Genomic DNA, 24,592 nt, shown 5'->3' on the forward strand with positions numbered 1-24,592 from the left:
TTTCGTCAGGCTGACGATAGGGGTGTCAGGACGGCCGACTAGGCGCGGTGTCCGCTCAGCTCCGCCCCGGCATCCACCTCGAACCGGCGGTTCCAGATCGTCGCCGACGCCGACACCGCGGTCACCACCAGGAACGCCAGCGTGAAGTCCGTCAGCGCCGGCCGTGTCGCGCCCGTGCTAAGCATCCCGACGTGCAGCGATGCCGCGCCGACGCAGATCCCGAGCGACAGCATCAGCTGCTGGAACGTTGCGTAGAAGCTGGTCGCGCTGCTCATCCGCGACGAGGGAATCTCGTCATACGCGATCGTGTTGTACGCCGAGAACTGGAACGACATGAAGAAGCCGGAGAGCATCAGCACGCCGAAAATGACGGGGATCGGCCAGTCGGGGCGGAAGAGGCCGGCGACCGCGTAGCCCGAACTCGCGCATAGCCCGCCGACGATCAGGCTGTTGCGGAACCCGAAGCGCCGGAGCACGCGCGGGGCGAGCCCCTTCATTCCCAGCGAGCCGATCGCGCCGGCGATCGTGATCGCCCCGCTCGCGGCTGCGGTCATGCCGAAGCCCAGTTGGAGCATCATCGGCAGCAGGAACGGCTGTGCGCCTTGCGTGATGCGAGTCAGCGATCCGCCGATCACCGACAGGCGGAAGGTGGGGATCCGCATCAGCGACAAGTCGAGGATCGGGTCGCTGCAGTGTTTCGCGTGGCGGATGTAGGCGACGCCGGCAATCAGTCCGACCGCGATGAGCACCATCGCGCGCGGCAATTCGCCTGTCCTGCTCGTCATCTCGAACCCGAACAACAGGCAGCCGAGCGATACGCCCGACAGGATGAAGCCGGGGACGTCGAACCGCGCCGGTTTGTCTTCGCGCACCTCGCCGATGAAGCGCGTCACCAGCACCACGCCGAGCAGGCCGATCGGCACGTTCAGGTAGAAGATCCAGCGCCAGTCGAGATAGGTGACGATCGCGCCGCCAACCGGAGGGCCGAGTATCGGGCCGATCAGCGCGGGCATGATCAGCCACGACATCGCCTGGACCATGTCCTCCTTGGCGACGCTGCGGAGCAGGACGAGGCGGCCGATCGGGATCATCATCGCGCCGCCGAGCCCTTGCAGAAAGCGGGCGACCATCATGAAGGGCAGGCTGGTGGCCTGGCCGCACAGCATCGATCCGCCGACGAAAATCAGGATCGCCGCGCGGAAGATCGTGCGCGAGCCGAACCGGTCCGCGAGACGCCCGCTGGCGGGAATGAAGATCGCCAGCGCGAGCAGGTATGAGGTCAGCGCCGAACTCATGCTGGTCGCGGGCACGCCGAAATCGCGCGCCATCGTCGGCAGCGCGGTGGCCAGCACGGTCGAGTCCATCTGTTCCATGAACAGTGCGCAGGCGATGATCAGCGCGGTGATGCGGTAGTTGCTCGGCGTGTGCGGCAGCGCGTCCGGGTCCTTCGCTACCCGCGCAATGGTGTCGGCGGCGGGCATGATGCCGTCGCGGATCTCGCTATTGATCGAGGCGAGACCGCGTCTGCGGAGCCTCACGTCTGCCACCCTCCGCCGAGCGCCTTGAACACGTCGACCTGGCGATCGACGAGCAGCGCGTCGGATGCGGCTAGGTTCGCCTGCGCGGTGGTGAGCGCGGCCTGCGCGGTTAGCAGCGAGAGGAAGTCGGTGCGGCCGAAGCGGTAGAGCGTGCCTGCTTGGTCCGCGGCGCGCGCGGCGCTGGACTGCGCGCGGCGGAGCGCGGCGTTGCGGTCGCCTTCGCGGGCATAGGCAGAGAGCGCGGTCTCGGTCTGGCGGAGTGCCTCAAGCGTGGTGGAGTCGAACTGGGCGAGTGCCTGGTCCGCAGTTGCGCCTGCCTGCGCGATCTGGGCGCGAACGACCGGGCGGTTGGGGAAGCTCCAGCTTATCAGTGGCCCGAGCCCGAGGTGGAACGCGTTGGTCGAGCCTAGCGACGACACCGGCCCGGTGAACCCGGCCGACCCGCCGAGGCTGACTTGGGGGTAGAGGTTCGCGGTCGCGACGCCGATCCGCGCGGTGGCGGCGGCGAGCGTGCGTTCCGCGCCGCGGATGTCGGGGCGGCGACGGATCAGCGCTGCGCCGTCGCCGATCGGGAGCGGACGGTTGAGCGCGGGCGGCTTTGCGCAGGTGGCGACGTCCTTGGGATAGTCGGCGGGCGCGCGACCCATCAGCGTGGCTAGCCGGTACAGCGCGGCGGTGCGGGTCGCGACCTGGGCGGGGATCAGCGCCTCGCTCTGGTCTACCGCGGTTCTGGCGCGCGTCACGTCGAAGGCTGTCCCGCGGCCGCCGCGTTGCAGGCGTTGCGTCACGTTGAGAGTCTGGCGTTGTAGGGCGAGGATGCGGTTGTTGGCGGCTAGTACCATGTTGGCTGTGCAGGCGGTGGCGTAGCTGCGCGCGGTCTCGGCGGCGACTGTCACGCGGACATTGTCGCGTGCGGCGGCGACCGCCTCGGCATCGCCTTGCGCGGCTTCGATCCCGCGGCGGATGCGGCCGGAGAGGTCGAGCGGATAGGCTAGCGTGATGCCGAGGTTATAGTCGAGCGTGCCGGGGAGGTTGCCGCCGGTCGTGTAGGGGCGGTCGAGCGAGGTGCCGCCGCCGAGCACGGTCGACAGCGTGCGGCCCGCGGCGACTTCGGCGACGACCGCATCGGCGCGGCGCAGGTTGGCGTCGGCGGCGCGCAGGTCGGTGTTGGCGGCGAGCGCTTCGGTGACGAAGCCGTCGAGGCGGGGGTCGCCATAGAGCTGCCACCAATGGTCGGGGAGCGGGGTGTCGACGAACGCCTTTTCGCGGCCGCTGTCGAACTGGCCCTGGGCGGAGGGGTTGTTGACGGCGGCGCGGTCGGGGAGGGCGTAGTTCGGGCCGGCGGTGGTGCAGGCGGTGAGGGCGAGCGAAAGTGCGCCACTCAGTATCCGGGGCGCTTTGGACGATATGCCGCAAGCAACCACGGCATGCCGGCTTAGGCTGTGGGCTGCATCCCCACATCTTCCTCCCCGGCGGAGGCCGGGGTCCAGTTGGGTATCGTTGCCAACAAGCAGCTGCGCTTCGTCACGACGGCCTTGCCACCTGGGCCCCGGCCTCCGCCGGGGTGGTGCATCGGTCTGGGGGAAGCGCGTGACAAACTCGGTCGGGGCCAGGAGGCAATCACGGATGCCGGGTTCGCGCTTCATGCCGTCGTCCCCGGAGCGACCCTCGGCTCGACCGTCACTGTCGCCGTGCGGCCGACGATCAGCTGCGTCCCCTTCGGCACCTGGGTCAGCTTCACGCGTACCGGAATACGCTGCGCCAGCCGCACCCAGTTGAAGGTCGGGTTGACGTTGGGTAGCAGGTTCGTCGTGTTCGTCCGCTCGCTGTCGTTGATCCCCGCGGCGATACTGTCGACGCGGCCGTGCAGCGCCTGCGGTTCGCCCATCAAGTGCACCACCACCGGGTCGCCGAGATGGATGCTGCCGAGCTTGGTTTCCTCGAAATAGCCCTCGACGCGGAGCGAATCGGTGTCGACCAGCGCCATCGCCTGCGCGCCCGTCGCGATGTAATCGCCGGGGTGGAGATCGAGGTTGGTGACGATGCCGTGCACCGTCGCGCGGACCGTGGTGCGGGCGAGGTTGAGCGCCGCCGTGGAGCGGGCGCTTTGTGCTTGAGCGAGTGCGGCCGAGGCGGTGGCAACGCGCGCGACGTTCTGCTCGTGCGTTTCCTTCGCGACCAGATCGCCGAGCGCCAGATCGCGCTGCGCTTCACGGCGCGCCTGCAACAGCGTCGCGCGGGCGCTTGCGATCGAGGCGTCGGACTGCGCCAGCGTCAGCTGAAAGCGCGGGCGATCGACCACGAACAGCACGTCGCCGGGCTTCACCGTCTGGTTGTCGTGCACAGCGACCTGCGTGACCAGCCCTGCGACGTCGGGCGTCACGCGGACGATGTCGGCGCGGATATGCCCGTCGCGCGTCCACGGATCGGTCTCGTACCGCTGCCACAGCCACAGCGCGACCAGCACCGCGAGCGCGACGATGATCAGCGTGACGGCGGAACGGCCGAGCGGGGCGAGCAGCGATTTCAGGCGGGTATTCATGCGGAAGGTCCGGTCAGCAGGGCGAGCAGCCCGAGGATGAGGATGAACAAGGCGAGGTCGACGAGCGGTCGATAGGTGACCGCGCGATAGGCGCCGGCGAACGCGAGCAATCGCGTGGCGATGCCGGTGAGGATGACGGCGGCGACCGCGAGCAAAAGGATGCTCGGCAGATAGACGCCGCCGATCGAGATTTCGCCGGTCATGCGGCCACTCCGTACGCTGATGCCAGATAAGGGGGCGCCGACGGGAACAGGTTGCGACGCAGCGAAGTCAGCGCGAGTATGCTCGTGCGGTGGCGATCGGGCGTGGAAGTGGCCATCGCCGCCATCGCGGTGTCGATCCCGGCGAGCAGATCGGGCTCCGGAGGCGCAGGCAGGTTAGGGCGCAGGGCGCGATAATGTGCGCCTATCCCGCGCAGCACCGGCGTGATCATCGCGGCCTCGTCGGGCGTACCGTCGAGCCGCAACTGCTTGAGTTCGCCGACCGCAACGCCGACGCGCAGATCGGTCAGCGCGTCGAGCAGCGGCTTGCCTGGATCCTCGCCCTGCAAGGCGAGCCGCGGCGCGAGCAGGCCGATCCGGTCGAGCATCCGCGCGATCCAGCCGGCCGCATCGGGGCGGCTCATCGAGTCGCTGCGCACCGCCAGTTCGCGCCAGCCTGCGCGGATCAGCCGCCGTGCGCTGGTGTCCGCGCCGATCGTCTGGAACAGGCCGACGGTGACGACTGCGAACAGGGTGCCGACCAGCTGGGCGATGCCGCCGTTGATGAAGCTGTTGAAATCGGTGCCGAAGCGGTCGTTCAGCCCGACCGTGTTGAGGCCGCCGAGCAGCGCGCCTAGCGTCACCAGCAGGGTCGTCGGGCGCGCGAGGTACATCCCGCCGATCAGCATCGGCGGCGCGAGGACCGCGACCAGAGTCACGAAATCGGTCACGCGTGGCAGGATCGCGAAGGCGTAGATCGCGGATATGACGAGGCCGAGGATGGTGCCGTAGAAGAACGCCTTGATCGCCGGCGCGGGATCGTCGCTGTTGCCGAACAGCGCGCAGCACACGCCCGCGATCAGCACCGCGCCGGCGCCGTCGGCCCAGCCGGTACCGATCCAGAAGACGCAGCCGAGCAGGATCGTCGCGACGGTGCCGGCGGCGGCGCGCAGGGCGATGCCGCGGTCGCGGTGGAGCGGTCGCCTGGCGATCCGGGCGAGCAGGCGGGCGACTGCGGGGGTGACGGGCGCGCGCGAGGGCGAGCGCATCTGGTCGCGCAGATCGCGTGCGTTGCGGTGCGCATCGACCAGCTCGCCGAGCCGGGCGAGCAGGCTGAGCCGCAACGCATCGCGCCAGATCAGCGTGTCACCGACCGGCGGCTCGAGCGCGCGGGCGCGTTCGATCAGCGCGTCCGCGGTCGAGCCGCGGTCCGCTACAGGCGGAGGGTCACGCAGCCACTCGCGGACGTCCTCGATCAGCGCGAGGGCCTCGGGACGGGGCGCGTCGGCGCCGCGTTTCAGCTCGACGATGCGGTCGTCGACCGCGCTGGCCAAGGGGAGCAGCATCGACAACTCCGCCTGCAACGCGCGGAGCGTTCGCGTGCGGGGCAGGAGGCGCGCAGTGTCGAACGGGAGGTGGATCGAGAGCTGGTGAAGCTCGTTGATGTCGAGCGCCAGCCGCCGCCGATCGCGGTCGAGCGTGGTGTCGGACGCGCCGGCGAGCGAATCGCGCGACCAGCGTTCGGCATCCGCGAGGATCGCGTCGATCCGGGCGAGCAGAGTCGCGGTCACGGTCTGCGGAAAGACGAAGCCGTGGATCAGGCTGCCGCAGAGAATGCCGATCGTGATCTCCTGCACGCGCAACGCGGCGATCGTGAACACCGCGCCCGGCGTCGTCACCGCGGGAAAGCCGATGATGCTGGCCGTATAGCCTGCGAGCAGGAACAGGTACGCGCGGGGCGTCCGGTCGAGCAGCGAGATATAGAGGCACAGCCCGAGCCACAGCGCGAGGCCGAGCGAGAGCAACTCGGGGGCGTTGACCAGATTGGGTACCAGAACGACCGCGGCAACCGCGCCGAGCACGGTGCCGGCGACGCGGAACACCGCCTTCGACAGCACCGCGCCGGCCAGCGGCTGCGCGACGATGTAGGAGGTCGTCACTGCCCAATAGGGACGCGTCAGCCCGATCCTTAGCGCGATATAGTACGCGAGGATCGCGGCAACGAAGCATTTGACGGAGAAGAGCGCTTCCTTCCCCCCGAACCGGGTCAGGATCATCGCGCGCGATCCGCCATGAAGCGTGCGCCGAGTCGTTCCGCGACGAGCAACGCTGTGGCGAGATCGGCGTCGGACACGTCGTCGAGCATTGCGGCGCGCAACGTCGCGAATTTCGCTTCGATCGTGGTCACGAGTGCGCGGCCGTGTGTGGTCAGGCGGATACGGCTGACGCGGGCGTCGGCGGGGTCGCGCCGACGCTCGACCAGGCCCGCCGCGGTCATCTGGTCGATCGAACGGACCAGCGAGGCCTGCGTCACGTCGAGCTGGCTGGCGAGATCGGTCTGGCGAACGTCGTCGCCGAGCCGCCCGACCTGAACGAGCGCCCAGCCGGTCGACGCGGAGACGTTCATGTCGCGCAGCGCACGATCCGCTGCCTGCCGCCACATCTTCGCGAGCGGGAGCAGCGTGCGCGCATAGGCGGATTCGAGGGCGGCGCGGGGGGAAGTCATTAGCGTGCTAAGTAATGCCGTTTACTTATGCTGCAATGCGGAATCGGTTTGTGACGGAAAAGTTAGAAACGTCCGCGGACTGATAGGAACCACCCCGGCGGAGGCCGGGGCCAAAGTGGAAAGGTTGCAGTAACGGAAGGCCGAACTCAGTTAGCAACGTTACCCAATTGGGCCCCGGCCTTCGCCGGGGTGGTATCGGGTAGAGCGAGCGGTGTTACTCGACCGCCAAGATCACATGGCTCGCCTTGACCAGAGCCAGCGCGCGCGTGCCGATCTGCAGGTCGAGCGCGTCCGCACTCTCCTTGGTCAACGTTGCGGTCAGCGTCTTGCCGAGCGTCAGTTCGAGCGTCACTTCGCTGGAGATCGCGCCGTCCTCGCGCGCGATGACCGTCCCCGCCAGCGTGTTGCGGGCCGACGTCCGTAGGCTCTCGTCGCCTCGCGCCAGGATGACGAAGCTCGACTTGATCAGTGCCAGCGCGATCGCGCCGGGCACCAGCCCGAGATCCTCCGCACTGCCGCGCGTGATCGTCGCGACGATCTCGACACCCTCGGCGACGGCTAGCGTCACCTCGGCATCGATCGTTCCCGGCGTCACCTGCGATACGGTCCCCCGCAAGACGTTACGCGCGCTCGTCTTCATCCCAATCCCCCATAGCAAAGGCTTCAACGACAACCCGTTCGACACGCTCGCCTCGATCCGTGCCATCGCGCTGGCTAGTTCGGTCTCGGCGACCGCATAGCCGTCGAGCACGGCGATGCCCGCCTCGGTGATCGGGCTCGCGCCGCCGTCCTTGCCGCCCGCTGCAGGGAGCACGAGCGGGCGGTCGAACAGGTTGTTCATCACCTGCACCGCGTCCCACGCCGCCTTGTAGCTGAGCCCGACGACCTTGGCCGCGCTGGTGATCGAGCCACCGTCGCGGATCGCGCGGAGCAGCGCGATCCGGTCGGCGCCGACGCGACCGGTCTGATCCTTGGCGAGCAGGATTGTGGCGTGAAGGGCAGGGTCCGTCATCCCTGCGTCATACTCACTGGCGAATGTGGAAGGTAAGCCCGATCGTGCGCGGTCGCTCGGCGTGGCGAGGATGACGGCAGGTCAGGCGAGGAGCGCTACGATCTCCGCCGCGATCTCCGCGGGTAACCGCGACGCGCCGTCCGTCACGGTCGACACCGTCGCCCAGCGCCCCAGCAAACCCGCCTTGGCCATCGCCGCATAGTTGGTCCGCACGCGGTCCTGCAGCCCGGTATCCGCCTCATACGCATCGAACACATCGTCGGTGTAGGACCGCTTGCGCTTCTTGAGGATCAGCCCGCGGGCGATGTCGGCGGGGGTGTCGAGATACACCGAGAGGTCGGGCTTCGGCAGCGCGAACGAGCCCGTCTCCAGATCGGCGATCCACGTCATCATCGCGTCCGCCTCGTGCCGAGGCACCTGTGCCGCCTGATACGCCATGTTCGAGGCGATATAGCGATCGAACACCACCACTTCGTTCGCCGCCATCGTCGCCAGCAGATGCTCGCGCGATTCCATGCGGTCGAGCGCATACAGCACCGCAGCCGCTTTCGGCGACGTGCCGCGCGGGAGCGTGCCGGCCAGCATCGCGCCGAGCGCCCAGCCGCCGACCGTTTCGGTATAGCGCGGGAACGACATGATTTCGGCGGTGCGGCCGGCGGCGCGCAGCTGCTCGACCACCAACGCCGAGGCGGTGGCCTTGCCCGCGCCGTCGGCGCCTTCGATTGCCATTAGGAAGCTCATAGGGGAGCCCTAGCAAGCCTTACCGGCTCACCAAAGCCTGCAAATCGATGAGGCCCCGCAGCAGCGACGTGCCGCCCGGCGACGCGATGTAGCGCGGCGTCCAGTTCGGGCGGAACTTCTCCTTGTACGCGCGCAGGCCTGCAAACCCGTAGAAGCGCTCGCCGTGGCGGAACAGGAACGCCGCCACCTTCGACCAGGTCGGTGACAGCCGCCGCGCCTCGATCCCCGACAGCGGCGCCATCCCGAGCGAGAAATGGCGATAGCCGTGCTCATGCCCCCACAGCATCAGCCGCGTGAACAGGAAGTCCATCCCGCCCTGTGGCATGTCCTTCGAATGGCGCATCAGGTCGACCGACAGTTCCTGCCTGTTGGGCGTGCCCCAGACGTTGGCGAAGGCGACAACCTTGCCCTCGATCCGCACCACGGCGCAGTCGAACTTGGCCATATATCCCGGCTCGAACCGGCCTACGCTGAAGCTTTTCTCGGCATGATCCTTGTCGGCCAGCCACCAGTCGGAGATCTGCTGCAATTCCGGGATGATCGCGGGCATCTCGGCGGCGGGGACGACCGCGAACTGCGCGCCCGCCCGTTCCGCGACCCGCGCCGCCTTACGGACGCTGCGCATCTCGGGAGTCTCCAGTGTGAAGCCCTCGAGTTCGACGGTTGCCTCTTCGCCATATTTGACGAGCTTCAACCCCATCTCGATCGCGATCGGCACGATCCTGAGGCCGATCTGGTAGAGCAGCAGCCGGCCCTGTGCGGCATCGGCGCGCGCGCGGATCGCCCAGAGCAGTTCGGACCACGCCTCGCTTGGGCCGACCGGGTCACCAAGCACGATCCAGCTCGCGCCCTTGACCTGGTACATCAGGAACGCATCGCCGCTGTCCGATACCAGGAAGCGCTTGTCGCCGGTGAAGGCGAGCATCGCGTCGGTGCGGTCGGCGTGTGCGAGTGCTGCCTGAGCCACGTCGTCGGGCAGCGTGTCGTGGACGACCGGCACCGGCGCCGCCGCGAACATCCGCCAGATCGCCGCACCGATCAACAGGAGCCCGACCGCGAGACTGGTGCGCAGGAACCGCGACGCGTTGGCATTGGTCTCGAACTGCCACCACAGGTCGCTCGAATAGCCGACCCGACGGTACGCGAAGAACCCGATCAGCACCGACAGCCCGATCGCCGCGCCGACGCCGACCAGCCATTCGGGCGACAGCGGCTCGGCGGTCAGTCGCGTTCGCCGGTAAAAGGCCGCGCGCGTCCATTGCAGCGCGACGGCGGTGAGCAGCAGGATCGTCGCCTCCTCGTAATCGAGGCCCTTGGCGATCGACAGCAGCGTGCCCGCGAAGAGCAGGGTGCGCGCCGCCCAGAACGCGCCGTCGAGCCGCCGGTACAGCCCAAGCGCAACGAACAGCAGCATCACCCCGACAAGGCTGGCAGCGACGTGCGCCATCTCGCTGATCGGCAGCGGCAGGATCGTCGCCAGCGTGTCCATCCGGCCGGGCGCGGCGGGCAGCGCACCCGACACGAGCAGCATTGCGCCGCTCAGGAACACCAGCACGCCGAGCAGTAGCGGCGCAAGCGGCAGCGCGATCGTCAGCGGATCGGTGCCGCGACCCTTGCCCCGATCCCGATTGCGCCATTGCCGCCCCTCGTGAAACGCCATCAGCATCGCCGCCAGGATCAGCGGCGCGACATAATAGATGATCCGGTAGGCGAGCAGCGCGGCGAGAACCGTGGCGTTGTCCTGCGGCATCGTCGCAATGATCACCGCCTCGAACACGCCGAGTCCGCCGGGGACATGGCTGATCAACGCGACGACGATCGCGACGGCATAGCCGAGGAACAGCACTGGATAGAGGTCTGGCGATGCGTTCGGCAGCAGCACGAACAACGCCGCGCTCGCCGCCGCGAGGTCGACGGTGGACACCAGCAGGAGGGCGATCGCCTGTCGCCAGTTCGGCAAGGGCAGCCGCCAGCCGAACAGCCCGAGTGCGCCGCCATGACGATACCGCAGGACGATCCCCAGCATCGCCAGCGGGATCGCGATCCCGATCGTCCGCTCAAGCAGCGGTGGCATCGTCCAGTGGACGATCGGCAGCATCCCCGGATGGATCGCCATCGACAGGCTGGCAACGGCGATGACCCCTGCCCAGAAGGTTACGCCTGCAATCAGCACGACCCGCGCCACCGCCGCCTCGTCGAGACCGGCGCGGCTATAGACGCGGTAGCGTGCGGAGCCCCCGGTCAGCATCGCCAGACCGAGATTGTGGCTGATCGTGTAGCTGGTGAACGAGGCGACCGCCGCGGTCCGCCACCGCAAGGGGTGGCCGATCACCTTCAGTGCGATGGTGTCGTAGAAGGTGAGCGCGATATAGCTGACGACGGTCAGCGCGATCGACGCGGACAATTCGGGCCAGCCGAGCGCCGCGAAGGCCGCGCGCACCTCCGATAGACGGATCTCCGCGGTCAGCTTGTGGATCGCGGCGAAGCCCAGCACGGCGACGACCAGCACCGCAAGCGCGATCAGTGTGCCGCGACGATGCGCGATCCAGTCGCGGATACCGGCCATGTGCGTCAACCGCGGTGCCACGTCTGTGTCTTGCAGAAGAAGCCGCCGATCAGACAGCCCTTCACCGTGATCGTGTTCGTGTCGACCAGCTTCAGCGTCGATCCGAACGTGCGTCCCATGTCGGGGACGAAAATCTGCCCCGACCATGTGTCGCGTCCACTGGGGCGATACTCGCGGAGCAAGGCGGTACCGATCAGTTTCGGCGTGCCACCGTCGCGGGCATCGGCCTGTGCCTCGTCATTGGCGCGGACGACCCAGCCGCAGAGTTTGTCGCCACACGCGCCCGTCTTCACGGCCACGCTGTTCTTCGGATTGTGCCAGATTCCCTCGACTGCAGACGCGGGAGCGGCAGACGGGGGAGCGGGAGACGCGGGGGCGGGAGACGGGGAAGCGGGGCTTCCCGCGATCATCGCGAGCGCCAACAGTGCAGCAACCATCAATCGATCCTCAAGCTGCGGAGACGAACCGCCATATCACGTCGTAGAGCGCATCGGCGTCGCGGTGAAGCGGATGCCCACCGGGCAGCGCGACGCGTCTTGCATTGGCCTGCGTTAACAGCGGGCAAAGACTATTCGTCTCGACGATGCCCTGGACGCATAGCAGAGGGGCCCAGGTGAGGTGGCGCGCGGTCGGCAGCGCCGGCGTGGTCGGCGTCCAGAGATCGAACACCTCGCTGGGCGAGGCGCGGAACTGGACGTTGTCCTCGGGCACGATCAGCGCGACGCGGGCGATTTTCGCGCGCAATGGCGGGGGCAGTCCGACCAGCCCGACATGGAGCATGTCTGCGCCGAACGACTGGCCGATCAGGATGACCCGGTCGGTATGGCCGAGCCGCAACGCGCGCTGTTCGGCACGCGCGATCAGCGTGGTGATGTCCGCGGGTGTCCGGGTTTTGCGTAGATAGGTGAGCGTGTTGATCGCGACCACGGGCACGCCGTCTGCGGCCAGCCGCCGCGCGATATCCGGCGCCATGCCGATCTTCAGCCCGAGGTCGCCACTCAGCAACACGACCGCATAGCCGCGCTGGGGTTTGGTCGGCGTGATGTCGGCGAACACAGGTCCACCGAAATAGCCGAGCCAGCCCATGAAGCCGACTGCGGCGAGTCCGAATATGGCAAAAGCGAGCAAGGATCGGCGAAACCACATCATTTGCAACCGATTGCGCCCGACCGGATGATCGGCACGTGGAGCAGACATGACGTTTTCGTCACGCATTGTGGCCGTATCGCACTTTGTCCGGGCGCCGAAAATGCCTGTTTGAGAAGCCCCACCCCGGCGAAGGCCGGGGCCCAATTGGCAAGGTGGTCGTAACGGCGCGCCGCGCCTCGTTATTGCCGTCCCCCAATTGGGCCCCGGCCTTCGCCGGGGTGGTAGGTTTCGGTGGAGCGTGAATTTCGCCGACGCGGTAGTTTGAAGGCGAGGCATTTCGACACGTTTTGGTCGTCGTCTCCCGCCTCACCCCGGATCGTGCGCGAGGCGCTCGTGATGGCGGATCACCTCGTCGATGATGAAGCGCAGGAATTTTTCCGAGAATTCGGGATCGAGTTGCGCGTCGGTCGCCAACTGCCGCAGCCGGGCGATCTGGCGCTCCTCGCGCCCCGGATCGGCGGGCGGCAGGCCATGCGTCGCCTTGTGACGACCGACCGCCTGCGTCACCTTGAAGCGCTCGGCGAGCATGTGGATCAGCGCCGCGTCGATATTGTCGATGCTCTGGCGGTATCCGTTCAGCAGTTCGTCAGCCACGCGAAGCACCCTTTCATTGGTTCGCCGCGCCTTTTGCGGGCGCGGACGATGAACGGCAAGGGGCACCAAGGGTTGCTTTGCCGGGGCATAGGCGGCAGAGGCTCGGAAAGATGAGCGCCACCGTCCACCGCCTCGAAACCCTGCGTCCCAATCCCGAGTCCCAGCCGTCGCTGGACCCGATGGTCAAGCTCGTCTCGGGCGATATGGACCAGGTGAACGCGGTGATCCGCGGCCGGATGGAGTCCGAAATTCCGCTGATCCCCGAACTCGCCGGGCATCTGATAGCGGGCGGCGGCAAGCGGATGCGGCCGATGCTGACGCTCGCAAGCGCGCAACTGATCGGCTATTCGGGGACGCAGCATCACCTGCTCGCCGCCGCGGTCGAGTTCATCCACACCGCGACCTTGCTCCACGACGATGTCGTCGACGGCTCGGACCTTCGTCGTGGCAAGCGCACCGCCAACATCATCTGGGGCAACCCCGCCAGCGTGCTGGTCGGCGATTTCCTGTTCAGCCGCAGCTTCGAACTGATGGTCGAGGCGGGCAGCCTCAAGGCGTTGAAGATCCTGTCCTCGACCAGCGCGGTGATCGCCGAGGGTGAGGTCAACCAGCTGACCGCCGCACGCCGCGTCGAACTTGGCGAAGAGCGGTATCTCGACATCATCGGCGCGAAGACCGCTGCGCTGTTCGCCGCCGCCTGCCGGATTTCCGCGGTCGTCGCGGAACGCCCCGAAGCTGAAGAGGCCGCGCTCGACGCGTATGGCCGCAACCTCGGTATAGCGTTCCAGCTGGTCGACGATGCGATCGATTACGTCTCGGACGCGGATACGATGGGCAAGGACGCAGGCGACGATTTCCGCGAGGGGAAGATGACGCTGCCGGTGATCCTCGCCTATGCGCGCGGCTCGGCGGAGGATCGCGCGTTCTGGAAGGACGCGGTCGAGGGTCGCCGCGACAGTGACGCCGACCTGCAACACGCAATCCGCCTGATCCGCTCGACCCGCGCGGTCGACGATACTTTTGCGAGAGCCCGGCATTACGGCCAGCGCGCGATCGACTCGATCGCCGGTTTTGCGAACGGCGACGCCAAGGATGCGATGATCGAAGCGGTCGAATTTGCGGTCGCCCGCGCCTACTAGACTCTTTCTTTCGCCCTGAGCGAAGGTGCTTCGACTTCGCTCAGCACGAACGGCATATTTCGTAGATACAAAAACGGCGGCCGATCGCTCGGCCGCCGTTGTTTCTAGAACCGGTTAGGGCTCAGCGGCACTTCACGTTGCCGCGGTCGACCGAGCGGCCGAGCAATGCGCCGCCACCGGCACCTGCCAGCGTGCCGAGCGTGCCGCCACCGATCAGGTTCGCCAGCGCGCCGCCGCCGAGTGCACCGATCACCAGACCGGTCGTGCCGTCGTTGCGCTTGCAATAGGCGCGGCCATCGCGACCACGATAGATCCGGTCGTTACGGGAGAGGCGGCGCTCGCGGTACTTGCCGTCGCGGTAGCTGTTCGACGGATCCCAGTTGCGGTCGTCGCCACGCCAGTTGCGATCGTTGCCGCGGCGGTCGTCACCACGTCGGTCGTCACGGTCGCGACGGTCGTTGTTGTCGCGGCGGTCATCGTACCGCTGGGCGGTCGCGGCGGTCGGCAGCATCGCCGGCGCTGCGACGGCGACCGACATCAACGCTGCTATAAGATGCTTTTTCATGAACTTTGCTCCTGATGCGTGACAGGGTAACCCGTGCCGCACCGGAAAAGTTCAAACCGCCAGATTCAGACGGTCGCCGCGTCGGCCATCGAGCAATCATGGCCGCTGCCCGTCTCGACCTGCAACGTCGCATGGCCGATCCCGAATGTGTCGTGGAGCATCGTCCGCGCATCGCTCAGGAACTGATCGCCCGGATGCCCGCCCGGCATCACCAGATGCGCGGTCAGGACGGGCTCGGTGGTGCTCATCGGCCAGATGTGGAGATCGTGGATCTCGGTGACGCCGGGCAGGCCGCACAGCGCCTCGTCGACATGATCGAACTCGATCCCGCGGGGGACGGCGGACAGCGACATCTCGACGGTCTCGCGGAGCAGGCCCCAGGTCTGCCAGAAAATGAGAATGGCGATGACGATGCTGACCGCCGGATCGATCCAGGTGAAGCCGGTCCGCCAGATCACGATGCCGGCGATCACTACGCCCGCCGAGACCAGCGCGTCGGCGGCCATGTGGAGATACGCGCCGCGGATGTTGACGTCGCCCTTGCGCCCGCGCGCGAACATCCAGGCGGTGATCGCGTTGACCGCGATGCCGACGCCGGCGACCATCGAGACGGTCAGGCCGGCGGTCGGGGCGGGATCGGAGAAGCGCTGCGATGCTTCCAGCACGATCGCGCCGAGTGCGACCAGCAGCAGCAGCGCGTTGGTCAGCGCGGCGAGGATCGTCGAGCCCTTCAGCCCGTAGGTGAAGCGCTTGGTCGGTGCGGTGCGCGCGAGCATCGTCCCGCCCCAGGCGACGACGAGACCGAGCACGTCCGACAAATTGTGCCCGGCGTCGGCGAGCAGCGCGACCGAGTCGATCCGCAGGCCGACGATCGCCTCGACCGCGACGAACACGATGTTCAGCCCGATCCCGATCGCGAACGCGCGGTCGAACGAGGCTGGGGCGTGACTGTGACCCCCGTGCGAATGGCCTCCGCCGTGGGCCGCGTGCGCGTGGCCGTGGTCGTGTGAATGCCCGTGATAATGTCCGCCCAAGGCCCGCGCTCCGCTAAATCCGGCCGCCGCCTAGCATCGAGGTATCATGAGATACTAGGACGCGCGCATTCTTAGTCGGTTGCGCCCTGTCCCCTCCCACTCCGTCACCCCGGCGGAGGCCGGGGCCCACCGTACCGCATACTCACCTGTTTCGGATGTGCGGAACAGTGGATGCCGGAACGAGGCTCCCGTGAGCGAAGCCGAAGGGCCCGGCACGGGGAAAGGATCACCCCTCGTTCGCGAGGGCCTTCAACCGATACAGCGCGTCCAGCGCATCGCGCGGACTCATCGCGTCGATATCGAGCTTGGCCAGATCCTCGCGCAACACGTCGCACGCCACCTCCTCGACCTGCGCCGCGGCTGCGAACAGCGGCAGGTCGTCGAGCCCGGCGGCCAGCCCACCTGTCTTCGCGCGTCCGGCCTCGAGTTTCGCCAGCACCGCTTTCGCGCGCGCCACCGTCACCGGCGACATCCCCGCCAGTCGCGCGACCGCGAGGCCATAGCTCCGATCCGCCGGCCCGTCGGCGAGTTCGTGGAGCAGCACCAGCTCCCCCTTCCACTCGCGCGCGCGGACATGATGCAGCGACAGCGCCTCGCAGCGCTCCGCCAACCGCGTCAGTTCGTGATAATGCGTCGCGAACAGGCAGCGGCAGCGATTGTCCTCATGGATCGCCTCGACCACCGCCCAGGCGATCGCGAGCCCGTCATAGGTTGAAGTGCCGCGCCCGACCTCGTCGAGGATCACGAACGACCGCGGCGTCGCCTGCGCGAGGATCGCCGCGGTCTCGACCATCTCGACCATGAACGTCGACCGCCCACGCGCCAGATTGTCCGAAGCCCCGACCCGGCTGAACAGCCGATCGACCAGCCCCAGCGTGGCCTTGGTCGCGGGCACGTACGATCCGGCCTGCGCGAGCACCGCGATCAGCGCGTTCTGGCGGAGGAAGGTCGATTTACCGCCCATGTTCGGGCCGGTGACGAGCCACAGCCGCGAGCTCTCTGACAGATTGCAGTCGTTGGCGACGAACCGATCGCCCGACTTCGCCACCGCCGCCTCGACCACCGGATGCCGTCCGCCCTCGATCTCGAAGCATGCGTGATCGACCAGCGAAGGCCGCGCCCAGGCGCCTTCCGCCGCACGCTCCGCCAGCCCCGCCGCGACGTCGAGCCGCGCGAGCGCATCCGCGGTTGCAGCGATCGCCTCGCGCCCGGCCAGAGCCTGCGCCGTGAGTTCCTCGAGATGCGCCGCCTCTGCCGCCAACGCATGTGCGCCTGACTGCGAAACCTTCGCCGCGACTTCGTGCAGCGCAGGGGTATTGAACCGGACCACGCCCGCCAGCGTCTGGCGATGGGTGAAGCCGCTCTCGGGTTTCATCAGCGGGTCCGCCGCGCGCGCGGGGACCTCGACATGATAGCCCAGCACGCCGTTGTGGCGGATCTTCAGCGCGGTGACGCCGGTCGCGGTGCGGAACTCCGCTTCCAGCGCGGCGATCGCGCGCCGCCCGCCAGCGCCTGCATCGCGCAGGTCGTCGAGCGCGGCGTCATAGCCTGCCGCGATATACCCGCCGTCCGATGCCTCGATCGGCGGCGACGGCACCAGCGCGCGCTTGAGCAGGTCGATCAGCGCGCCGTGTCCGCGCAATTTCGGCGCGATATCCCGGAGCAGCACCGGCGGGTCGACGATCGCATCCATCCGCTCGCCGAGACTCCACGCCCCGTCGAGCCCATCGCGCAACTGCCCCAGATCGCGCGGACCACCACGCCCCGCCGCCAGTCGCCCGAGCGCGCGGCCGATGTCCGGCAGCGCCCGCAACGTCGACCGCAACCGCTCGCGCGCTGCCTGGTCGTCGTGGAACAGCCGAACCAGATCGAGCCGCGCATCGATTGCCGCCTTGTCCATCAACGGCGCGCCGAGATCCGCCCCCAGCAACCGCGCGCCGGCGCCCGTCACCGTCCGGTCGACCGCATCGAGCAGGCTCCCTTTACGCACGCCGCCGGTGGTGCAGGTCAGCTCCAGGCTCTCGCGGGTCGCGGCGTCGATCGCCATCGTCTCCGCCGCTCGGCCGATCCGCGGGGGGCGGAGGAAGGGCATCGTGCCCTTCGCATTATGCTCTAGATACGCGACGAGCCCGCCTGCCGCGGCAAGCCCCGCGCGGTCGAACTGCCCGAACCCGTCGAGCGTCGCTACGCCGTACAGTCGCTTCAGCCGAGCCTCGCCCGCGCCGCTGTCGAAGTCTGTCTTGGGGCGCAGCGTGGTAGCCGCCTCCTCGAACGCACTCGCCTCCGATGCAACGACTTCGGCCGCACCGAGCCGCGCGAGTTCCGCCTCGACCGCATCCCCCGCAACCTCGACGATCTCGAACCGCCCGGTCGACACGTCCGCCGCGGCGATCGCCACCGATCCGCCCGCCTCGCCGATCGCCACGCACCAATTGTCCGAGCGCGCGTCGAGCAACGCTTCCTCGGTCAGCGTTCCTGCCGTCACCACCCGCACAATCGCGCGTGCGACGAGCGCCTTCGAGCCACCGCGGGCCTTGGCTTCCGCCGGGCTTTCGACTTGCTCGGCGATCGCGACGCGGTGGCCGGCCTTGATCAGCCGTTGCAGGTACACCGTCGCCGCATGTACGGGAACGCCGCACATCGGGATCGGCTTGCCCTCATGCTCGCCGCGCGCGGTCAGCGCGATGTCGAGCACCCCCGCCGCGACGCGCGCATCGTCCATGAACAGTTCGAAGAAATCGCCCATCCGGTAGAACAACAGGCAATCCTGCGCCTCCGCCTTCAGGCCGAGATACTGCGTCATCATGGGGGTAGGGGCGGGGTGCGACATCAGGGGCGGGTAGCGAAAAGCCGCGTCCCATAAAACCCCTCTCCCCTCGGGGAGAGGGAGGGGCACGCGCGAAGCGTGGGAGGGTGAGGGGGCGTGAGGCTCGGGCGCGTACCCCAACCACCCCTCATCCGGCGCAGGCGCGCCACCTTCTCCCCGAGGGGAGAAGGAGTTGTTACTGCCTCCGCACCATCACCACCCCGGCGGAGGCCGGGGCCCAGTTGGAAAGGCCGGAGTAACGACGGACCGCCCTTCGTTAAATCCGTCCTCCAACTGGGCCCCGGCCTTCGCCGGGGTGGTTCTGGTTGGCGGTGGCCACCCGCTAGGGCGAAGTGTCCGGGGTGACGAACGGCGACCACCTGCCTAGAAGGTCTTCCAAACCTAACGACCGCGCGAGGCCCCGCCCATGTCCGACGAAACGCTGCAATTCTCCGAACGCGAAGCCTTGCTCTTCCATTCGGAAGGCCGCCCGGGGAAGATCGAGATCATCGCGTCGAAGCCGATGGCGACGCAGCGCGATCTCGCGCTTGCCTATTCGCCCGGCGTCGCGGTGCCGGTGCAGGCGATCTACGACGATCCCGCGACCGTCTATGATTACACCGCGAAGGGAAACCTCGTCGCTGTGATCTCGAACGGTACCGCGATCCTCGGCATGGGCAATCTCGGGCCGCTCGCCTCCAAGCCGGTGATGGAAGGCAAGGCGGTGCTGTTCAAGCGCTTCGCCGACGTCGACGCGATCGACATCGAGCTGAAGACCGAGGACGTGAACCGCTTCATCGACGCGGTCGAGCTGATGGAGCCGACGTTCGGCGGCATCAACCTCGAGGACATCAAGGCGCCCGAATGCTTCATCATCGAGCAGGCCCTGCGCGAGCGGATGAACATACCGGTCTTCCATGACGACCAGCACGGCACCGCGATCATCACCGCCGCCGGCCTGATCAACGCGTGCCTGCTCACCGGGCGGAAGCTGTCTGAGGTCAAGATCGTCGTCAACGGCGCCGGCGCCGCGGCGATCGCCTGCACCGAGCTCGTGAAGGCGATGGGCGTGCGCGGCGACAACGTCATCCTCTGCGATCGCAAGGGCGTGATCTACCAGGGCCGCGAGGGCGTCGACCAGTGGAAGTCCGCGCATGCCGCGGTGACCGAAACGCGCACGCTGACCGAGGCCTTGGTTGGCGCCGACGTGTTCCTCGGCCTCTCCGCGGCGGGCTCGCTGACGCCGGAGATGGTCAAGGACATGGCCCCCGCGCCGATCATCTTCGCGATGGCCAACCCCGAGCCGGAGATTCGCCCCGAACTGGCGATGGCCGCGCGCCCCGACGCGATCGTCGCGACCGGCCGCTCGGACTATCCGAACCAGGTCAACAACGTGCTCGGCTTCCCGTTCATCTTCCGCGGGGCGCTTGACGTCCGTGCGACCGGCATCAATGACGCGATGAAGATCGCCGCCGCTAACGCGATCGCGGAATTGGCGCGCGAACGCGTGCCCGAGGAAGTCGCGGCCGCGTACGGTGTCAGCCACAGCTTCGGCCCGGCGTACATCATCCCCGCGCCGTTCGATCCGCGCCTGATGGAAGTCGTCCCCGTCGCGGTCGCCAAGGCGGCGATGGCCTCGGGCGTTGCGACCAAGCCGATCCTCGACATCGAGGCGTATCGCCATTCCTTGAGAGCCCGCCTCAACCCGACCACCTCGGTGCTGTCGATGGCCTATGAAGGCGCGCGCGCGCATCCGAAACGCGTAATCTTCGCGGAGGGCGAGGAGGAAGTCGTGCTGCGCGCGGCGATCGCGTTCAAGGAAGGCGGCTACGGCACGCCGGTGCTGGTCGGCCGCGACGACGTGCCCGACCGGTTGCGCGCGCTCGGCGTCACCGATCCGGAGAGCTTCGAGCTCCACAACAGCCGCGTCTCGCCGCTCGTGCCGCGGATGGTCGACTTCCTGTATTCGCGGCTCCAGCGTCGCGGGTATCTGCGCCGCGATTGCGAACGGATGGTCAACCAGGACCGCAACATTTTCGGCGCGCTGCTGCTCCAGCTCGGCGAAGGCGACGCGATGATCACCGGCATCACCCGCACCTACGGCGAGACGATGCGCCAGATTTATCGCGTGATCGATCCGGCTGCGGGGAAAACGCCGTTCGGCATCCACCTGCTCGTCGGCCAGAGCCACACGGTGTTCATCGCCGATACCACGGTCAACGAGCGCCCGACTGCCGAGCAGCTGGCCGACTTCGCCGAGCAGACTGCGGCAGTCGCGCGGCGGATGGGGCATGAGCCGCGTGTGGCGTTCCTGAGCTATTCGAACTTCGGCAATCCGAAGGGGGAGTGGCTCGACAACATCCGTGACGCGGTGACGGTGCTGGACGGGCGGAAGGTCGGGTTCGAGTACGAAGGCGAGATGGCGCCGGATGTCGCGCTCAACCCGAAGCAGCTGGCGAACTATCCTTTTGCGCGGCTGTCGGGGCCGGCGAACGTGCTGATCATGCCGGGGCTTCAGTCGGCGCATATCTCGGCGAAGTTGCTGCGGGAGCTGGGTGGGGACTCGGTCATCGGCCCGATGCTGATTGGGATGGAGAAGCCGGTGCAGGTTGCGCCGATGACGTCGACGGCGAGCGAACTGGTAACGCTGGCCGTTCTCGCCGCGGGTGGCATCGCGCGCTAATTTCCCTCGCCCCTACGGGGAGAGGGAAGGGGCCCGCGGCACTTGCCGTGGGAAGGGAGAGGGGAGTGAGGCTCGGGATGGCTAATCCCAAAACCCCTCTCCCTTCCGTCGCAAGCGCTCCTCCCTCCCTCTCCCCGGAGGGGCGAGGGAATTAGCTCAGGCGTCTATGCTTGTGCCCAGCGACGCATGCACCAGCCCGCCGTCTACCGTGATCGTCTCCCCGATCACATAATCCCCTGCGCGGCTCGCGAGGTATATCGCCGCGCCGGCCATATCTTCATCAACGCCGACGCGCTTCGCCGGAATCCCCTGCGCCACCGCGTCCCCATGATCCCGCGCCGCCTTGTTCATGTCGCTCGCAAACGCCCCCGGCGCGATCGAGGTCACGTTGATCGAATCCGTCACCAGCCGCGCCGCCATCCGCTTCGTCAGGTAGATCAGCGCCGACTTCGACGCATGATAGCTGTACGTCTCCCACGGGTTCAGCCGCTGCCCGTCGATCGACGTGATGTTGATCACCTTCGCCGGCTTCTCGCGCGATCCCGACGCCTTCAGCGCAGCGTGCAGCGCCTGCGTCAGGAAGAACGGCGACTTCACGTTCAGGTCCATGACCTTGTCCCAGCCGACCTCGGAAAACTCCTCGAAGGGCACGCCCCACGCCGCGCCCGCGTTGTTCACGAGGATATCGAGCTTCGACTCATGCTCGGCGAACTGCGCGGCCAGCGCCTTGCACCCCGCCACGGTCGAGACGTCCTGCGGCAACGCGATGCAGTTCGGCCCGAGTTCCGCGGCCGCCGCCTCGCACACATCGGCTTTCCGCGACGAGATATACACCTTGGCCCCCTGCGCGATGAAGCCGGCGGCGATCATCTTGCCGATCCCGCGGCTGCCGCCGGTGATCAGCGCGACGCGGCCGTCGAGCCGGAACAGGTTGGTCGTATCCATCACGCATCCTCCGAATGTTTGCGCGCTTGGTATCGCCGAGCGCCGCCCGCCGCAAACCCGTTTTTCGAACGAGGCGTCATTGACGAGTGCAAAGCCCGTACTATGCTCGCCAAAAACTAGGAGAGAGCGTGTGAGGTTTTCAGGCAAGCGTGCCGTCGTGACCGGCGGTGCGTCCGGCATCGGCCGGGCGACCGCACTTCGACTCGCCGACGAAGGCGCCACCGTCCTGATCGGCGACATCGACGAGACCGGTGGCCACGCGCTAGCCGACGAATCCGGCGGCCGCATCCTATTCCAGCGCACCGACGTGCTCCAGGCCGGCGATATCGAGGCGCTGATGCAGACCGCCGACGATGCGGGCGGGCTCGACATCCTGTTCAACAATGCAGGCGCCGGCGGTTCGCGCGACCCGATCGGCGAGATCTCCCCGGAGGACTGGGACCGCACCCAGGCGCTCCTCCTCCGCTCGGTCGCGCTCGGCATCCGTTACGCAGCCCCCCTGATGGCGAAGCGCGGCGGCGGCGCGATCGTCAACACCTCGTCCGTGTCCGCGCTCGGTACCGGCTACGCACCGACCGCCTATTCCACCGCCAAGGCCGGCGTGCTCCACCTCACCAAACAGGCCGCCGCCGATCTCGCGCAGCACAGGATCCGCGTGAACGCCGTCGTCCCCGGCTTCATCGTCACCAACATTTTCACGCGTACGCTCGAACTCGACGCCGCCAAGACGTCGCAGGCCGACGCCATGATCGCGCATATCGCCGCCGACGCACAACCGATCCGCCGCCCCGGCACCAGCGAGGATATCGCCGCCGCGGTCGCGTTCCTCGCCAGCGACGACGCAAGCTTCATCACCGGCACGCACATCCTCGTGGACGGCGGCATGACGATCGGCACGCGGCCGAGCTGGGACCCGGCGCAACCGTCGCTGTTCGCCCTGCTCGACAAATTGAAGTGACGGCACCCGCCCGCCGCCTCTCGACCGGAACGATGGCGAGCTACGGCTTCGGCGCGGTCGCGTACGGGGTGAAGGACGCCGGGTTCGGTACGTTCCTGCTGCTGTTCTACAACCAGGTCGTCGGACTCCCGTCCGCCACCGTCGGGCTCGTCATCATGATGGCGCTGCTGATCGATGCGTTCGTCGATCCCGCGGTCGGTTTCTTCTCCGATCGCACGCGGACGAAATGGGGCAGGCGGCATCCTTGGATGTATGCGTCTGCGCTGCCGATCATGATTGGCTGGCTGCTGCTGTGGAACCCGCCCTCGGTGATGTCGGAGCCGCAAACGCTCGTCTGGCTGTTCGTCATGGCGGTGATCGTGCGCAGCGCGGTGAGTTGCTACGAGGTCCCTTCGGTCGCACTGACGCCCGAGCTCACCTCGGGGTATGACGAGCGCACGCGGATCATGGCGTATCGCTATCTGTTCGGCTGGGTCGGCGGGCTCCTGATGCTGTTGTCGGCGTACCAGTATTTCCTCGCGCCGACCGCGGCGTTCCCGAACGGCCTGCTCAACCGCGCCGGCTATGGCGGCTTCGCATTGGCGGGCGCGGTCTTCATCGGCGTCGCGATCCTCGTTTCCGCGCTCGGCACGCATCACGAGATCAAGCATCTTCCCAACCCGCCGATCGCCAAGCAGACTCTCCGCGAGTCCGTCGCAGAACTCCGCCAGACCGTGAAGAACCGTGCTTTCGCGATCCTGATGGCGGCGGGCGTCTGCGCGTACACGATCCAGGGCATTAGCTATGCCATGTCGAACTACCTCCACACCTATGTGTGGGGCTTCAAGGGGCCGGTGTTCGTCTACCTGACGATCGCGCTGTTCTCGGGCGTGTTCCTCGCGTTCATCGCCGCGCCCCGGCTCGGCAAGACGGGGAGCAAGCCCAAGGCGGCGATGGGCGCGGTGCTGCTGGGTGCGGCGCTCAATACCTCGCCGTACTGGCTGCGGATGCTCGGCGTGTTTCCGGAGGTTGGCGAGTCCTCGCTGCTGCCGATGCTGTTCGGCTTCTTCATCCTTGGCACCGCATCGAACGTCACCGGGTTCATTCTCGGCGCGTCGATGATGGCGGACGTGGTCGAGGATTCGGAGGCGAAGACGGGGCGAAGGTCGGAAGGCGTGTTCTTCGCGGGCTCGTTCTTCGTTCAGAAATGCACGAGCGGGATCGGGATATTCTTCGCCGGCATGATCCTCGCGGTGGCGGGGTTCCCGGCCAAGGCTATGCCGGGGACGGTGCCGGTGGAGACGATCGACCGGCTGACGTTGATCTACGCCGGCCTTTATATCGTGCTGGCGTGCGTCTCGGCGTTCTTCTTCTCCCGCTTCCCCTTCGGCCGGCGCAAGCACGAGGCCCGACTAGCGAGACTGGCCGGAGCGCCCATCGTCGACGCAGCCCCACGCGAATCCTAATCTTCCCCCCTCCCTGGAAGGGAGGGGCCGGGGTCGGTCGGCTGCTTGTCGATCGCTCCGTCGGCCAACAGGCCGACCCACCCCCAACCCCTCCCTTCCAGGGAGGGGGGCAGGACGGTGACAGCCACCCTTCCAGCGAGCGGGGCGGCACGGTAGGACCGACGCCTGG

Annotated in this window: 20 protein-coding genes; 4 read left to right on the top strand and 16 right to left on the bottom strand. The window is 67.7% G+C overall.

Annotated features, from left to right (window positions below; translation table 11 throughout):
* Positions 1-38 precede the first annotated feature (38 nt).
* The 12 genes from C8J46_RS07725 to C8J46_RS07780 form a co-directional block, all read right to left on the bottom strand.
* Positions 39-1,538 (bottom strand): MFS transporter, encoded by a 1,500-nt coding sequence (locus C8J46_RS07725; RefSeq protein ID WP_132737188.1) that lies wholly within the window; start codon positions 1,536-1,538, stop codon positions 39-41.
* The gene (locus tag C8J46_RS07730) at positions 1,535-2,962 is read right to left on the bottom strand and encodes an efflux transporter outer membrane subunit (protein WP_243643276.1); all 1,428 of its coding nucleotides are present in this window, start codon (positions 2,960-2,962) and stop codon (positions 1,535-1,537) included. Before C8J46_RS07730 ends, C8J46_RS07725 begins: the two co-directional genes overlap by 4 nt.
* A gap of 218 nt (positions 2,963-3,180) precedes the next feature.
* A complete protein-coding gene (locus C8J46_RS07735; protein WP_132737191.1) occupies positions 3,181-4,080 on the bottom strand; it encodes an efflux RND transporter periplasmic adaptor subunit in 900 nt (299 codons plus the stop codon).
* Positions 4,077-4,283 (bottom strand): DUF1656 domain-containing protein, encoded by a 207-nt coding sequence (locus tag C8J46_RS07740; protein ID WP_132737194.1) that lies wholly within the window; start codon positions 4,281-4,283, stop codon positions 4,077-4,079. Before C8J46_RS07740 ends, C8J46_RS07735 begins: the two co-directional genes overlap by 4 nt.
* The gene (locus tag C8J46_RS07745) at positions 4,280-6,337 is read right to left on the bottom strand and encodes an FUSC family protein (RefSeq protein WP_132737197.1); all 2,058 of its coding nucleotides are present in this window, start codon (positions 6,335-6,337) and stop codon (positions 4,280-4,282) included. The genes C8J46_RS07740 and C8J46_RS07745 overlap by 4 nt, the downstream gene beginning before the upstream one ends.
* Positions 6,334-6,786 (bottom strand): MarR family transcriptional regulator, encoded by a 453-nt coding sequence (locus tag C8J46_RS07750; protein ID WP_132737200.1) that lies wholly within the window; start codon positions 6,784-6,786, stop codon positions 6,334-6,336. The genes C8J46_RS07745 and C8J46_RS07750 overlap by 4 nt, the downstream gene beginning before the upstream one ends.
* 214 nt (positions 6,787-7,000) lie before the next feature.
* Positions 7,001-7,798: a TOBE domain-containing protein gene (locus C8J46_RS07755; protein WP_132737203.1), complete on the bottom strand. Its 798-nt coding sequence runs from the start codon at positions 7,796-7,798 to the stop codon at positions 7,001-7,003.
* An 81-nt stretch (positions 7,799-7,879) separates the two neighbouring features.
* Positions 7,880-8,527: a thymidylate kinase gene (locus C8J46_RS07760; RefSeq protein ID WP_243643277.1), complete on the bottom strand. Its 648-nt coding sequence runs from the start codon at positions 8,525-8,527 to the stop codon at positions 7,880-7,882.
* A gap of 31 nt (positions 8,528-8,558) precedes the next feature.
* Entirely contained in the window at positions 8,559-11,126 is a 2,568-nt protein-coding gene (gene mprF, locus C8J46_RS07765) for a bifunctional lysylphosphatidylglycerol flippase/synthetase MprF (RefSeq protein WP_347812374.1), read from the bottom strand.
* Positions 11,111-11,404: a DUF2147 domain-containing protein gene (locus tag C8J46_RS07770; protein ID WP_243643278.1), complete on the bottom strand. Its 294-nt coding sequence runs from the start codon at positions 11,402-11,404 to the stop codon at positions 11,111-11,113. Before C8J46_RS07770 ends, mprF begins: the two co-directional genes overlap by 16 nt.
* 148 nt (positions 11,405-11,552) lie before the next feature.
* Entirely contained in the window at positions 11,553-12,320 is a 768-nt protein-coding gene (locus tag C8J46_RS07775; protein WP_243643279.1) for a virulence factor, read from the bottom strand.
* A 240-nt stretch (positions 12,321-12,560) separates the two neighbouring features.
* Positions 12,561-12,848: a chorismate mutase gene (locus tag C8J46_RS07780; protein ID WP_132737208.1), complete on the bottom strand. Its 288-nt coding sequence runs from the start codon at positions 12,846-12,848 to the stop codon at positions 12,561-12,563.
* A gap of 110 nt (positions 12,849-12,958) precedes the next feature.
* On the opposite strand from C8J46_RS07780, the gene C8J46_RS07785 reads away from it, so the two are divergent.
* A complete protein-coding gene (locus C8J46_RS07785) occupies positions 12,959-13,987 on the top strand; it encodes a polyprenyl synthetase family protein (protein ID WP_132737211.1) in 1,029 nt (342 codons plus the stop codon).
* Between the two features lie 121 nt (positions 13,988-14,108).
* Here the strand turns inward: C8J46_RS07785 and C8J46_RS07790 are convergent, their stop codons facing one another.
* From C8J46_RS07790 to mutS, 3 genes are all read right to left on the bottom strand, one after another.
* Positions 14,109-14,552 (bottom strand): hypothetical protein, encoded by a 444-nt coding sequence (locus tag C8J46_RS07790; RefSeq protein WP_132737214.1) that lies wholly within the window; start codon positions 14,550-14,552, stop codon positions 14,109-14,111.
* Between the two features lie 65 nt (positions 14,553-14,617).
* Positions 14,618-15,586 carry a cation diffusion facilitator family transporter gene (locus C8J46_RS07795; protein ID WP_132737216.1) on the bottom strand — a complete coding sequence of 323 codons (969 nt, stop codon included), beginning with the start codon at positions 15,584-15,586 and terminating at the stop codon, positions 14,618-14,620.
* A 226-nt stretch (positions 15,587-15,812) separates the two neighbouring features.
* A complete protein-coding gene (gene mutS, locus C8J46_RS07800; RefSeq protein WP_132738208.1) occupies positions 15,813-18,392 on the bottom strand; it encodes a DNA mismatch repair protein MutS in 2,580 nt (859 codons plus the stop codon).
* A gap of 427 nt (positions 18,393-18,819) precedes the next feature.
* Between mutS and C8J46_RS07805 the strand changes: the two genes are divergently transcribed.
* Positions 18,820-21,075 (top strand): NADP-dependent malic enzyme, encoded by a 2,256-nt coding sequence (locus C8J46_RS07805; protein ID WP_056052149.1) that lies wholly within the window; start codon positions 18,820-18,822, stop codon positions 21,073-21,075.
* A gap of 156 nt (positions 21,076-21,231) precedes the next feature.
* On the opposite strand, the gene C8J46_RS07810 is transcribed toward C8J46_RS07805, so the two are convergent.
* The gene (locus C8J46_RS07810; protein WP_056484752.1) at positions 21,232-22,020 is read right to left on the bottom strand and encodes an SDR family NAD(P)-dependent oxidoreductase; all 789 of its coding nucleotides are present in this window, start codon (positions 22,018-22,020) and stop codon (positions 21,232-21,234) included.
* Positions 22,021-22,150: 130 nt separating this feature from the next.
* On the opposite strand from C8J46_RS07810, the gene C8J46_RS07815 reads away from it, so the two are divergent.
* Both C8J46_RS07815 and C8J46_RS07820 read left to right on the top strand, forming a co-directional pair.
* Positions 22,151-22,978, top strand: coding sequence for an SDR family NAD(P)-dependent oxidoreductase (locus tag C8J46_RS07815; RefSeq protein ID WP_132737219.1), 828 nt, complete (start codon positions 22,151-22,153; stop codon positions 22,976-22,978).
* Positions 22,975-24,423 carry an MFS transporter gene (locus C8J46_RS07820; RefSeq protein WP_347812375.1) on the top strand — a complete coding sequence of 483 codons (1,449 nt, stop codon included), beginning with the start codon at positions 22,975-22,977 and terminating at the stop codon, positions 24,421-24,423. Before C8J46_RS07815 ends, C8J46_RS07820 begins: the two co-directional genes overlap by 4 nt.
* The last annotated feature ends 169 nt before the right edge of the window (positions 24,424-24,592 follow it).

The organism is Sphingomonas sp. PP-F2F-A104-K0414 (assembly GCF_004340945.1).
In the GTDB taxonomy this organism is placed as follows: domain Bacteria; phylum Pseudomonadota; class Alphaproteobacteria; order Sphingomonadales; family Sphingomonadaceae; genus Sphingomonas.

Coding starts and splice junctions, on each gene's coding strand:
- C8J46_RS07735 (WP_132737191.1), bottom strand. CDS start 4,080: ATGAATACCCGCCTGAAATCGCTGCTCGCCCCGCTCGGCCGTTCCGCC.
- C8J46_RS07740 (WP_132737194.1), bottom strand. CDS start 4,283: ATGACCGGCGAAATCTCGATCGGCGGCGTCTATCTGCCGAGCATCCTT.
- C8J46_RS07745 (WP_132737197.1), bottom strand. CDS start 6,337: ATGATCCTGACCCGGTTCGGGGGGAAGGAAGCGCTCTTCTCCGTCAAA.
- C8J46_RS07750 (WP_132737200.1), bottom strand. CDS start 6,786: ATGACTTCCCCCCGCGCCGCCCTCGAATCCGCCTATGCGCGCACGCTG.
- C8J46_RS07755 (WP_132737203.1), bottom strand. CDS start 7,798: ATGACGGACCCTGCCCTTCACGCCACAATCCTGCTCGCCAAGGATCAG.
- C8J46_RS07760 (WP_243643277.1), bottom strand. CDS start 8,527: ATGGCAATCGAAGGCGCCGACGGCGCGGGCAAGGCCACCGCCTCGGCG.
- C8J46_RS07775 (WP_243643279.1), bottom strand. CDS start 12,320: ATGCGTGACGAAAACGTCATGTCTGCTCCACGTGCCGATCATCCGGTC.
- C8J46_RS07785 (WP_132737211.1), top strand. CDS start 12,959: ATGAGCGCCACCGTCCACCGCCTCGAAACCCTGCGTCCCAATCCCGAG.
- C8J46_RS07790 (WP_132737214.1), bottom strand. CDS start 14,552: ATGAAAAAGCATCTTATAGCAGCGTTGATGTCGGTCGCCGTCGCAGCG.
- mutS (WP_132738208.1), bottom strand. CDS start 18,392: ATGATGACGCAGTATCTCGGCCTGAAGGCGGAGGCGCAGGATTGCCTG.
- C8J46_RS07805 (WP_056052149.1), top strand. CDS start 18,820: ATGTCCGACGAAACGCTGCAATTCTCCGAACGCGAAGCCTTGCTCTTC.
- C8J46_RS07810 (WP_056484752.1), bottom strand. CDS start 22,020: ATGGATACGACCAACCTGTTCCGGCTCGACGGCCGCGTCGCGCTGATC.